This window comes from Bacillus coahuilensis m4-4 (assembly GCF_000171615.1).
GTDB classification, from domain to species: domain Bacteria; phylum Bacillota; class Bacilli; order Bacillales; family Bacillaceae_K; genus Bacillus_T; species Bacillus_T coahuilensis.
In genome coordinates this window covers 56,395-67,194 of sequence record NZ_ABFU01000064.1, presented here as the reverse complement: position 1 = coordinate 67,194, position 10,800 = coordinate 56,395, and the positions used below count along the sequence as shown (strand labels likewise).

Genomic DNA, 10,800 nt, shown 5'->3' with positions numbered 1-10,800 from the left:
ATTGAAGCCAGTATGACCTCCTCTTAAAACATATGTCTATATGTGTTATGTATTAGCTCGTTTTGATCACTTGTCTATTTGTTGGATTGGTCTGTGACTGTAAGAACTCTTTTATTTCTGTTTTTGTAATACCTACTGATAGAGCTTCCTTGACTAATTCCATCCATTCTACATCGAGTTCTTCCTTAACCACTATTCACTTACCTCCTAATTATACTTTTAGTATATTGTAGAGGCAGACCAGCCATCCTAGCTACATGCCTTAGACCTGTGACTTTGCGTCCTCATTTTTCAATGAGTTTGCCCTTTCTAATTTACTCGCATCATCTAAAACAATTATACAAGTACCCAAAATTGGATTTTGTTGGAATATGTCGGTAACTTCACTGTTTTTTCAGAATTTTTCCGACACGTACTCCTATTATCCTCTATGACGTATATTGTCTTTGTAAAGATTGAGTTTTTTTGGATGGAAAGATAGTGTGTTGAGCTGTTGGAGAGTGTAGATGTGGCGTCCATGAAAGGTTTATCGGTGATGTCGTAACCACAGGAAGGGCAGATCCATTGATTGAACTCTGATGCACTGTAAGAAGGGCGATAACAACGAGTGCATTATTTTTTTAAACAATTCCATTCGCCTCCAAGTTTGGGCTTATAGTAGGAGAAGAATACTAGCTACTATACCCTATTTTATATAGTTCAAACATTATGTTCTTTAAAAAGAACAGTTTTGTCCATTATATACTTATAAGCAAACTGTTTTCAACAGTTAAATTTTATATAACGAACAATTTAGCAAAAATATGCCTTTTATTTCTCTCTAATGTTCTTTATAATGAACAAAAGAGGGTGTAAAGGAGTTTAGGTCTATGGTAGGAAATAGAATTCGAATGTTGCGGGAAGAGCGGAAATTAACCATGCAGGAGTTAGCAGTTCGTTCAAAAGTGTCAAAGTCATACATTAGCTCCATTGAACGAGGGTTACAAAAAAACCCGTCCATCAGAATTTTGCTTCGGATTGCAGATACTTTACACGTTGAGCTAGAAGATTTGTTTGATTCCACCGCTTCTAGGTTCGAGGATACGATTTTAGATCAGGAGTGGGTTCGACTGCTTGAAGAGGCTGTGAGTGATGGGTTAACCAAACAAGAATTTCATACTTTTATAAATCTTATGCAGTACAAGCGTAAACATGCTGAATGCTGAACAATTTCACAAAAAAAAGCAGGGTTGCCCCTGCTCTTCTAGCTACTAGCTATTCATCCTTGTTATCACGGTCTCGCATATCTTTTAAATCTTCAGCAATGTCCTCTTCCGGTGTGTTACGGTCTTTTGCTGGGTCTGTGTTAAAGTTCACGTTTTCTTGCCCGTCCATCTCATTGATTCCGTCATCGTAACGGTTATCAAGCTCAGAGAAATCGTAGTCATTATCGTTCATCTCATCATTAACGTTGTCGTTATTGAAGAGATTTTCATTGATGTTCTCATTGATTCGCTCTCCAACATCTGTGTCCATATCTGTATCACCGTACTGATTGACACGTCCATCGAAATTCATTTCTTCGTTCATATCCATACGCATATCGTCATCACGGTAGTTCACGTTAAGTGGTCCTTCGTCCTCTGGTGTCAGATTATTATCGTTATCTGCCATCCCACAACCTGTCATTAAAGCCGTTGTTAAAGCTGCTCCCCCTAAAATGCCAAGTAACTTTTTATCCAAAGTACTCGTACCCCTTTCGAGAATCCCTTGAAATTTGATCAGCTATTGCTGGTCTCTAGTAGTGTGTGCAAGTTAAGAGCAGTAATGACTGTTAATAAGTGGGGAGGGTGGAAGTGTTGTTCTTATTTTATACTAATTATTAGTACCAGATACTAAAATTAAGTGCAAATCGTTAAGGTTTTTAGTACAATGGTGTAAATGACTTTAAAGGAGGATGTTCGTGTTGTTAGATATTCAAGAAATTAAGGAAATCATTCCTCATCGCTATCCATTTTTATTAGTAGATAAAATTTTATTTGTGGAAGAAGGTATAAAAGCAGCGGGAATTAAAAACGTAACAGGAAATGAAGAGTTTTTCCAAGGTCATTTCCCAGATTACCCTGTCATGCCTGGTGTACTGATTGTTGAAGCATTGGCTCAGGTTGGAGCAGTTGCGATGCTTAAGAAGGATGAGAATCGGGGCAAGCTTGCCTTTTTTACAGGGATTGATAAGTGCCGATTTAAAAAGCAGGTAAAGCCCGGAGACCAGCTACACTTAGAGGTTGAAATGATTCGGTTTAAGGGCCCGATCGGTAAAGGGAAAGGTGTAGCCACTGTGAATGGTGAAATTGTTTGTGAGACGGAAATGATGTTTGCAATTGGGGAGTAGATCCCTTTGCTGATTTTTGGCTTCATGGGCTTGGATTAGGCTCGTTTGCGCTGTTTATCCCCTTTTCCTGCGTCAAAAACTCATCATCCTTCGCGAGGGCTTTCCCAAGACTGAAAATAACTAATCAAAAAAACGAGACTGCTTTCAGTCTCGTTTTTTCTTATTCGCCTTTCACTAAATCAACTATATGAGTCCAGGTTTCTTTTTGGAAGACGTCTGCTGCATTGCCGCCGCCCATTACGCCGTACCCTACCATAAGACCAGCTGCGAGACTTCCTGCGAGCAGGGCGAAGAACAGGAGAAGGCGAAGCCAGATGGGGATGAGGCGGACGCGGAATCGTGGCTTTTCATCCTTTTCTTTTTTCTCCTTTTGCTGTTTGCGTTCTTCTCTGGAGGTTGGATTACTATCTTTTGTTTCCTTTAGTTCTTCTTGTGTTTCCTTCATATACTTCCGTCTCCTTCTAACGAATACCGTTCACTAAGCCCATCATTTGGTCGGCCATGGAGATTGTACGCGCTTGGAATTGATAGGAGCGCTGTACGTTGATCATGTCTGTTAGTTCTTTCGAAAGGTCTACGTTTGATTTCTCTATGAAGCCTTGTTTTACAGAAATTTCTGCACGGTTTGCTCCGTTTAAATCTGTTAAGATGGTGTTTGCATCGACGTCAAGCTGGTTGAAGTTGGTTGGAAGCCCAACTAAGTTGCCGCCTTTGGATTCTAGAAATTGTGGTTTTTGGATGGAAACCACGCCAAGTTCAATCCGTTCCTGACCACGTGGCGTTTCTACGACCAGTACACCGTTTTGATCTGGATAGAAGCTTGTCGCATCACCAGGAATAGTAATCGGTTGATCGTCGCTATTTAAAATAGGGTTACCATTCGCGTCTGTTAGCATCGCTGTGTCATCGTTTAGTGGTGACAGATAGAACGCTCCGCTCCGAGAATAGTTGACCTCCGACTGGCCGCCGCTTTGATTTAATACTTTAAAGTAGTGCGTTTGGTTTTGTAAAATGAAGTCAAGGGATCGCCCCGTTGATTGAAGGGCTCCTTGTGATGTGTTCATTTGGATTTGGCCAATTCCAGCTCCAACGCCTAGACGTAGACCATTTGGAGTGAGTCGACCGATTTCATTCGCTGGATTTTTCTGATTGTCAAACTGCTGAACTAGCATTTCACTGAAACGGGCATTTTGGGCTTTGTAGCCGTTAGTGTCTACGTTTGCCACGTTGTGTGAGATCACATCTAAGTGTTGCTGCAATTGGGCCATGGTATTGGTGGCCACGTTCATTATGCGGTTCATGTCATCTTTCTCCTAACGTATCGTTTATAGTCGGCCGATTTCGTTGACGGCTTTGTCTAAGCTTTTATCATAAGCTTGCAGAAGTTTTTGGTTTGCTTCAAATGATCGGTAAGCGGTCATCATGTCAGTCATAGTTTGAGATTCATTAACATTTGAGTTCTCTAGGAAGCCTTGAACGGTTTGGAACTGAAGTCCCTCTACGTTGTAAGCATTCTGTAGCTGTCCGTCTGATTCATAAAGGTCAGTCCCTATTTTACGAAGGGTGGAGGCATCGGCCGCGTAGGCTACGCCAAGCTTTGCCACCCCTTGACCATTTTGGATAATTTCACCTTGGTCATTCACCGTAAAGTCTTCGTTTCCGAGAGTGATGGTGTTGCCATTTGTGTCTAACACGTAGTAACCGTTGCTTGTCACTAGGCTACCGTTGCCGTCAAGAGTGAGGTTACCGTTTCTTGTGTAGGACACCCCATTTTCTCCTTGGACCGTATAGAGGACCGTACCGCCTTGTGGGACATTGATATCATAAAGGCCAATATCTGTCTTCATACCGGTTTCAAAAAGGTCACCTTGGGATAAAAGAGGAGTAAGCTCTTGAACATATACCCCTGTGCTAATGCTCGTTTGTAGGGAATTGAGTTGTGGTATGGTAGATCTCTGCTGATTTGGAAGAGTACCTTGTCCAACACTCATTAGAAGCATTTCTGGAAATGATCGGACCGACGTTTGATCTGCTTTAAAGCCCGGTGTATTCGCATTGGCTAGGTTATTCGCAAGTGTCTCGGTTTTACGCTGCTGGGCTATCATCCCAGATGCTGCTGTGTACAATCCTCTTAACAAAGGGGTCACCTCTTTTAATATGATTCGTTCTCATTTTATACGCTTCTTTTATTATAAAGGATTGCTACGAACAAAAACACCAAAATTTCGCGATATTGCTTCAAAAAATATGGAAATTAGACGATTCTTGAAGATTTTGAGGAGATTGCCTGAAATCATGAGAACTTGTTGGAATAAAAACGGACCATTCTTCCTATAAACTTTCCCATAAAAAAAGAACGAAAGAAATAATATCTCTCGTCTAGCGTGTATTACATAATTCTCTTACGCTTGTCCAACATGCCGATGTTCTCAAGCATGATGCCTGTTCCGCGTGCCACACAGTCTAGTGGATCTTCTGCCACTAGAACAGGAACCTTTAGCTCTTCTGATAGAAGCATATCAATTCCGTTCAATAGCGCTCCGCCGCCTGTTAAAATAACACCGCGGTCGATGATGTCTGCAGATAGCTCTGGAGGTGTTGCTTCTAGCACATTCTTAGCGGCTTGTACGATGTTGCTAACTGGTTCACGTAGTGCTCCCTCAATTTCTTCACTCTTGATGGTAATCGTACGAGGTAAACCGGTTACAAGATCGCGTCCACGAATGTCCATTTCTTCGTTGCGCGCACCAGGGAATACTGTACCAATACGGATTTTAATTTCCTCTGCTGTACGCTCACCGATTAATAGCTTATATTGGCGCTTAATGTAGTTTAAAATTTCAACATCAAACTTGTCGCCTGCCATTTTGATGCTTTGGGAGGTTACGATGTCTGCCATGGATAGAACGGCTACGTCAGTTGTTCCCCCACCAATGTCAATAACCATGTTACCGCTTGGTTGGTTAATGTCCATACCTGCACCAACTGCTGCTACTTTCGGCTCTTCTTCAAGAATAATGCCGTCTTTCTTTCCGCCACTCTTCTCAGCCGCTTCACGAATCGCTTTTCTCTCGACCGTTGTAATCCCAGTTGGACAACAGATTAAAATACGAGGACGTGTAAACATCCCTTTAACATCCAATTTGTTAATAAAATGACGTAGCATGGCTTCTGTTATGTCAAAGTCTGCGATAACTCCGTCCTTTAATGGTCTCATCGCTTTAATGTTACCAGGTGTACGCCCTACCATACGGCGAGCTTCCTCTCCCACTGCTAACACTTTCTTTGTGTCCGTATTATACGCTACTACTGATGGTTCATTTAAAACGATTCCACGGCCCTTCACATGAATCAACACGTTCGCCGTCCCTAAGTCAATTCCAATATCCCTTGCAAACATCAGAACATCTTACTCCCTTCCACACCGTAATGGGTTCTATATAGTAAAGTAGTTACGTTTAGTGACCGATAATTCAATAATGAATCTATTTCACCTAGTTTTATATTTTATCATAAATCTGTCGAAGGAGACGAGTTTTTGTCAAAATAAAAATCGTTTTTCTTACAAATTTTATAGTTCTTTAGGTATTTGGGTGGATGATTGGAAATTAATGGGGCACGAGCTCTCCGAAGAGGTGTTTTTGTTGAGAGTAGGGCTTTGCGGATGGGCGCATGGTCTGTTACGTTATGCCCAATCATGGCCGATTTGAATGCGGAAATGTTCTAACTAAACGCAGGTCTTTTACAAAAAACGCAAGGCGTATTTACTTGAGCGCAAGGGGATGGGCATTTGGCGCAAGATGAGCGAATTTAGACGGAGTCTACTAGTATTTCGGCGCTGCTTCTCTGAGTGGGTATGGTTTTATTCCTTTTTACATTGGAACTCACAACAAAAAACAGAGGTTATGGTCACCTCTGCTCGAAGATTAATTGACAGGCTCGCTTTCGACTTCTTCTTTTTTGTACTTTTGCTTAGTTGCTTCGCCTCCACGGAGATGACGGATGGATTTATGGTAATCAAGTATCGCTTTGACTTCGTTTGCTAGCTCAGGATTAATTTCTGGTAGTCTTTCCGTCAGGTCTTTGTGTACAGTACTTTTGGATACTCCAAATTCTTTCGCAATGACGCGAACCGTTTTCTTGGTCTCCACGATATGCTTCCCTATCTTGACAGTTCTCTCCTTGATGTAATCGTGCACACTGTTCAGCCTCCTCTAGGTTGGTAAGAAAAGTGTGAAATGAGACTCGCTATGCTTGGTCTATCGATGACCCGCACAAGAAGCGAAACATCTGTCTATAAAGAACTACCCCTAACTCTGATCCTACTTCATCTTATAAAATGACCCTATTGGTGGCTTCTCCATGATTTGCGGGAGAGTGCGCCTTACGTGTTTCTTCGCTCTCTCATTACGACGATTATTCTGCCTACAATCCTTGTCTAGAGTACGTCCAACGAAACTCATCTCAAACCTCTCTATTTGTTAGGTTTGTATCATCTTATTAGCTTGTGCGACTGAATATGCACGTTTGGCCTAATAAGGACAAGTAGGGTAGGGATTTTTTTGAAAATTGTTATATTTTACTGGCATTTAGAGAGATCTCAATTTTAGTTGTGCTCACAACCCCTTTTCTAGTTCAGCTTGAATTGTGTAGTGATAAGATTATGCGGCAGGTTGTGATCGTCTCAACTTTGGTGCTTTTTGTCACTTGGGCTGGTTCTATGGTTTCTCTCGAGTATGTATCGACAAATTCAACTTTTACAAAAAACCGTTCCAATGAACTGTGAGAGTATGGTGAATGATAAAAAGGCACGTAACCATGTGCCTTTCTCTGTAATAATACCGTATTAATATGGATGTGGCGCTAGTGTAACGAGTAAAAGGACGTACCCTAGTAATGATAAAAATGGAATAAGAACATAAACCGGATTTTTGTACCTTAGAGCCACTACCATGCAAACTCCTGTTAATAGGAGAAATAAAATAACTGCCATACCGCACCCCTACCCCTCTTAGATTTCAGTATATTCTGTTAATTAAAGGCTTTTTACTAGTATGAACCGTTCCAGCAGATTCAGCAACCGTATCTGTCCTACAAAAATCGCTCACGCTGTCGAAAATACTTTATGAACATAATGAAATTACCTAGTTTACGAGAGAGAATGAACGGACATTATTCTGACAGTATACTAACTCATTGTCACATTTCCTCGGAAATTTTCCATAAAATAAAGCCTGCTCCGCTCGGGAACAGGCTTCGTACGCTATATTATTCTTGATCTTCTGTTTGGTCTTCACTATTTTCTGAGTCTGAGTCAGAATCAGAATCTGATCCTTCTTCAGAAGTAGGGTTTGCTTGGTGGTCTTCAGCTTCTGGATCTGTAGATTCTTCTCCGTCACCTGCTTCAGTACCTTCTTCTGCTTCTTCTTTCTTCGGTTCTTCTTCAGAAAGATCTGCGTCTTTAAGTTCTTGAGCTGGACGATTAAAGAATGCGATTGGATCCACTGCAATACCGTCTTTACGTACTTCGAAGTGTAAGTGGTTGCCCGCTTCACTGTTTAACTCACTCGTGCTAGAAATTGCAAGCTTGTCTCCTTGAGTTACAACTTCACCCACTGAAACCATGACATCTTTCACTGCTTGGTAACGAGTTTCTACACCATTCCCGTGATCAAGTACGACATAATTTCCCAGGAAAGAATCTTCTTCAACACTAACTACTTTACCGCTCATAGATGCGACAACATCAAACTCTTCGCCGTCCATCGCGATGTCAATTCCTGTGTTTTCATAATAGATATTGTTGTATACGACAAGTGCTGCTTCTTGCTCTTCTGCAGATGCTTGTGCATTGTAGAATTGCTTAATGATTGTCACGGCATCTGGGTTCATGACTGGCATTTCAACCGTTTCTTCTTGTGATACTACCTCTGCTGTAGGCTCTAAATCCTTCTGACCAACCGCTCCATTTTCAACATACCCAAAGTCTTGTGGCTCTTCTGCGATATTAGGTGTATTTGCTGCTTGGTACCATAGGATACTCGTAATAATGATAGCAGCGCTTCCTAAATATAGTGCAGGATAGGCCCAACGATTTTTAAAGATTGCTTTTGTCTTTGACTTCAGAGAAGACTTGTTGTTTTCTTCCTCTCTCATTTTCATCACCTCAGCAATCATTCTCTACACTTTCACAATTTTATATACATTTTGAGAAAAAATTTTTACTTTTTATTTTTCGACAAACTTTCTAGATTATACGTCTTTTTTTAAAATTTTTTTCCATGGTATACTATTCCTACTGAAATAGAGGTGTTGATAGATGAAGAAAATGGTTTGGACCACCCTTCCTTTTCTCTACTTGATCGCGATTTGGTTGATGTCTAGTCATCCAGCCGATGCAGTTGTGTCCGATCGTATCCTAAGTGGGGTTGTGAAAGATTCCTTGCACATTGTTGAGTTTGCCCTTTTATATGCCCTCTTTGTAATGGCATTACGTGCTCATGGACATTTTACTGGTCGAACGAACTTTGTTGTGGCTATTGTCGCGAGTCTTTACGGAATCGTTGATGAATTCCACCAAAGCTTTGTCCCTTCTAGATCCTCATCAATTATTGATGTGGTGAAGGATGTGACAGGTGTGTTTATACTGTACTACTTTGTAGATCGACAATTCTTTAAAAGAACGAGTGATTGATGGGATTTGGGATGTGTACCATTTGGGTATGCTCCCTTTTTTATTTCGTCTTTGATGTTATTGGTGGAATTACTGAGTTACTGGTCGTTAATAGAAGGTTGGAGATAGGTTTAAGCCTTACATTATTAAAATAAAAAAAGAGACGACAGCGAGTGGCGTCTCTTTTATCGCTTATGCTTTTGTCCAAGTGTCGTTCATTTCAATGTTTGCTGCCTTCATCATTGTGTAGACAGGGCAACGAGATTCTACTTTTTCTTGAAGTTCTTTGATTCTTTCTTCTGTTTCATCTGTTTGGACCTTTGCTTCGACTGTTACGGTCTCGAAGTATGGGCGTACAGATGGGTCTCCCATAAAACCTCGTGGGTCGAATGTTCCTTTTATTTCAAAGGTGATGCCTTCAAGGTTAAATTTCATTTCACGTGCCACCATGTTCGCTGTTACGTTTTCACATGCAGCTAATGCTCCAAGTACTGCTTGAAGTGGGTTTGGACCCTTGTCTTGTCCACCCATTTGTTTTCCTTCGTCAATAAAGAATTCATGTTTGCCTGTGTTAGCTTTTACTGTGATTCCTTCTGTTGTTGCGTTTACTTTTAATGTCATTTTGTTCATTTTATGATTTCTCCTTTGATGTAATATCGATTAGTTTGTTTGTACGTTTGCTGTTGGTTTAAACCAGTGCTTTGTTGATAGCCTTCCATAAAAAGCAATGGTTTGTTGTTGAACGATAAAGGCAATGGTTACAATTAGTGCGGCTTCTGCTCCAAATGAAGTGGCAGCAAGTCCAATCGCAATGGAGAGGTTTCTCAGGACAGTGCCGTTTACCAATGCAATTCCATCTTCTCTTGATAAAAAACTTTTAGCGAAAAATGTACTGATAATGTAATTTAGGAAATAGAATGCCAATAATACGATAAACGCTAATACAATTAATTGTAGGTTTTCTATTATCATGGATGCCTTCATACTAATACTTACAAATACGACATATAACATGGCCCAAATACTTAAAGGCGCAAAGTTCGGTTTTACACGCTTCTGGAATTGCTCCATCGTATACTTTTTCATCAACATGTAGAACGTGACTTGTCCTAAAATTAAAGGAACAAACACAACTAATGCAATCGTTTGAAATGTTTCTACGATGTCGATGTCCACGTATTCTCCTACCATCAAGAGTAAATACCAAGGTGTTAACAAAGACCCTAAAATTAACCCAAATACCGTTAGCCTTACCGCTGCAGGAACATTGCCTTTTTGTATGGCCGTCCAGGATATGGTCATGCCACTTGTTGGCAGTAATGCTGACAGTGCTAACCCTGCAAACATGATGGGGTGCTCACTTAATAGTGTTTTACCCAACACAAATGCTACTAGGGGTATAATTAAAAAGTTAATTAGGAGTGATAACCCTAAAACTTTAGATCCTTTTACCGAAGTAAGTTCTTTCAGCTTTAAACCAATCATCGTAGCATAAATCATAATAATTGTTGCAATGAGAATGGTTGGTTGTAAGAAACTTGTATCCATAACGGTACCAATTAGAAATCCTAAGAGGAGCGTTAGTGGGACGCTTAGCAACAAATAGCGTTGCGGAAACGTATAAAGCTTTTTCAACTTCACATCAATCCTTTCGTACATACTTTGTGTATTCGCTACGTAGATTATAATACCCTAATGGGTATTATTTGTATAGTCAGTTGCTTACATTTTTTTAAAAGTATTAAGATTAATGAAA

14 protein-coding genes and 1 riboswitch are annotated in these 10,800 nt (G+C 40.6%); of the genes, 3 read left to right on the top strand and 11 right to left on the bottom strand.

The features are described 5' to 3' along the window. Positions 1-52: 52 nt before the first annotated feature. Positions 53-193 carry an anti-repressor SinI family protein gene (locus M44_RS26490; RefSeq protein WP_010175630.1) on the bottom strand — a complete coding sequence of 47 codons (141 nt, stop codon included), beginning with the start codon at positions 191-193 and terminating at the stop codon, positions 53-55. 38 nt (positions 194-231) lie between these two features. Then, a riboswitch (cyclic di-GMP riboswitch) is annotated at positions 232-315 on the bottom strand. A 554-nt stretch (positions 316-869) separates the two neighbouring features. On the opposite strand from M44_RS26490, the gene M44_RS17370 reads away from it, so the two are divergent. Beyond that, the gene (locus M44_RS17370) at positions 870-1,205 is read left to right on the top strand and encodes an XRE family transcriptional regulator (protein ID WP_010175629.1); all 336 of its coding nucleotides are present in this window, start codon (positions 870-872) and stop codon (positions 1,203-1,205) included. Between the two features lie 49 nt (positions 1,206-1,254). Here the strand turns inward: M44_RS17370 and M44_RS17365 are convergent, their stop codons facing one another. Then, positions 1,255-1,653 (bottom strand): hypothetical protein, encoded by a 399-nt coding sequence (locus tag M44_RS17365; protein WP_237705330.1) that lies wholly within the window; start codon positions 1,651-1,653, stop codon positions 1,255-1,257. Between the two features lie 292 nt (positions 1,654-1,945). Between M44_RS17365 and fabZ the strand changes: the two genes are divergently transcribed. Next, the gene (fabZ, locus tag M44_RS17360) at positions 1,946-2,371 is read left to right on the top strand and encodes a 3-hydroxyacyl-ACP dehydratase FabZ (RefSeq protein ID WP_010175627.1); all 426 of its coding nucleotides are present in this window, start codon (positions 1,946-1,948) and stop codon (positions 2,369-2,371) included. Between the two features lie 160 nt (positions 2,372-2,531). On the opposite strand, the gene M44_RS17355 is transcribed toward fabZ, so the two are convergent. From M44_RS17355 to M44_RS17330, 7 genes are all read right to left on the bottom strand, one after another. Continuing rightward, a complete protein-coding gene (locus M44_RS17355) occupies positions 2,532-2,816 on the bottom strand; it encodes a DNA-directed RNA polymerase subunit beta (RefSeq protein ID WP_010175626.1) in 285 nt (94 codons plus the stop codon). Between the two features lie 16 nt (positions 2,817-2,832). After that, positions 2,833-3,672 (bottom strand): flagellar hook-basal body protein, encoded by an 840-nt coding sequence (locus M44_RS17350; protein ID WP_010175625.1) that lies wholly within the window; start codon positions 3,670-3,672, stop codon positions 2,833-2,835. Between the two features lie 24 nt (positions 3,673-3,696). After that, the gene (locus tag M44_RS17345) at positions 3,697-4,509 is read right to left on the bottom strand and encodes a flagellar hook-basal body protein (RefSeq protein ID WP_010175624.1); all 813 of its coding nucleotides are present in this window, start codon (positions 4,507-4,509) and stop codon (positions 3,697-3,699) included. 251 nt (positions 4,510-4,760) lie between these two features. Next, positions 4,761-5,771, bottom strand: a complete 1,011-nt coding sequence (mreB, locus tag M44_RS17340; RefSeq protein ID WP_010175623.1) for a rod shape-determining protein — start codon at positions 5,769-5,771, stop codon at positions 4,761-4,763. Positions 5,772-6,297: 526 nt separating this feature from the next. Continuing rightward, positions 6,298-6,570, bottom strand: coding sequence for a sporulation transcriptional regulator SpoIIID (spoIIID, locus tag M44_RS17335; protein WP_010175622.1), 273 nt, complete (start codon positions 6,568-6,570; stop codon positions 6,298-6,300). A 647-nt stretch (positions 6,571-7,217) separates the two neighbouring features. Beyond that, positions 7,218-7,364, bottom strand: coding sequence for a hypothetical protein (locus tag M44_RS27175; protein WP_155814998.1), 147 nt, complete (start codon positions 7,362-7,364; stop codon positions 7,218-7,220). A gap of 275 nt (positions 7,365-7,639) precedes the next feature. Beyond that, on the bottom strand, positions 7,640-8,527 hold the full coding sequence (locus M44_RS17330; RefSeq protein WP_029326957.1) for a stage II sporulation protein SpoIIQ: 888 nt from the start codon (positions 8,525-8,527) through the stop codon (positions 7,640-7,642). Positions 8,528-8,690: 163 nt separating this feature from the next. On the opposite strand from M44_RS17330, the gene M44_RS17325 reads away from it, so the two are divergent. Then, positions 8,691-9,065, top strand: coding sequence for a VanZ family protein (locus M44_RS17325; RefSeq protein ID WP_010175620.1), 375 nt, complete (start codon positions 8,691-8,693; stop codon positions 9,063-9,065). Positions 9,066-9,236: 171 nt separating this feature from the next. Here M44_RS17325 and M44_RS17320 read toward each other — a convergent pair whose 3' ends face one another. Together M44_RS17320 and M44_RS17315 are read right to left on the bottom strand one after the other, a co-directional pair. Further along, positions 9,237-9,674 carry an OsmC family protein gene (locus M44_RS17320; protein ID WP_010175619.1) on the bottom strand — a complete coding sequence of 146 codons (438 nt, stop codon included), beginning with the start codon at positions 9,672-9,674 and terminating at the stop codon, positions 9,237-9,239. 30 nt (positions 9,675-9,704) lie between these two features. Continuing rightward, positions 9,705-10,679 (bottom strand): arsenic resistance protein, encoded by a 975-nt coding sequence (locus tag M44_RS17315; RefSeq protein ID WP_010175618.1) that lies wholly within the window; start codon positions 10,677-10,679, stop codon positions 9,705-9,707. Between the last annotated feature and the right edge of the window lie 121 nt (positions 10,680-10,800).

What these genes read in the sequence shown, in the direction of transcription:
- M44_RS17370 (WP_010175629.1), top strand. Translation starts at nt 870, where the DNA reads ATGGTAGGAAATAGAATTCGAATGTTGCGGGAAGAGCGGAAATTAACC.
- M44_RS17365 (WP_237705330.1), bottom strand. Translation starts at nt 1,653, where the DNA reads ATGGCAGATAACGATAATAATCTGACACCAGAGGACGAAGGACCACTT.
- M44_RS17355 (WP_010175626.1), bottom strand. Translation starts at nt 2,816, where the DNA reads ATGAAGGAAACACAAGAAGAACTAAAGGAAACAAAAGATAGTAATCCA.
- M44_RS17350 (WP_010175625.1), bottom strand. Translation starts at nt 3,672, where the DNA reads ATGAACCGCATAATGAACGTGGCCACCAATACCATGGCCCAATTGCAG.
- mreB (WP_010175623.1), bottom strand. Translation starts at nt 5,771, where the DNA reads ATGTTTGCAAGGGATATTGGAATTGACTTAGGGACGGCGAACGTGTTG.
- M44_RS27175 (WP_155814998.1), bottom strand. Translation starts at nt 7,364, where the DNA reads ATGGCAGTTATTTTATTTCTCCTATTAACAGGAGTTTGCATGGTAGTG.
- M44_RS17330 (WP_029326957.1), bottom strand. Translation starts at nt 8,527, where the DNA reads ATGAGAGAGGAAGAAAACAACAAGTCTTCTCTGAAGTCAAAGACAAAA.
- M44_RS17325 (WP_010175620.1), top strand. Translation starts at nt 8,691, where the DNA reads ATGAAGAAAATGGTTTGGACCACCCTTCCTTTTCTCTACTTGATCGCG.
- M44_RS17320 (WP_010175619.1), bottom strand. Translation starts at nt 9,674, where the DNA reads ATGAACAAAATGACATTAAAAGTAAACGCAACAACAGAAGGAATCACA.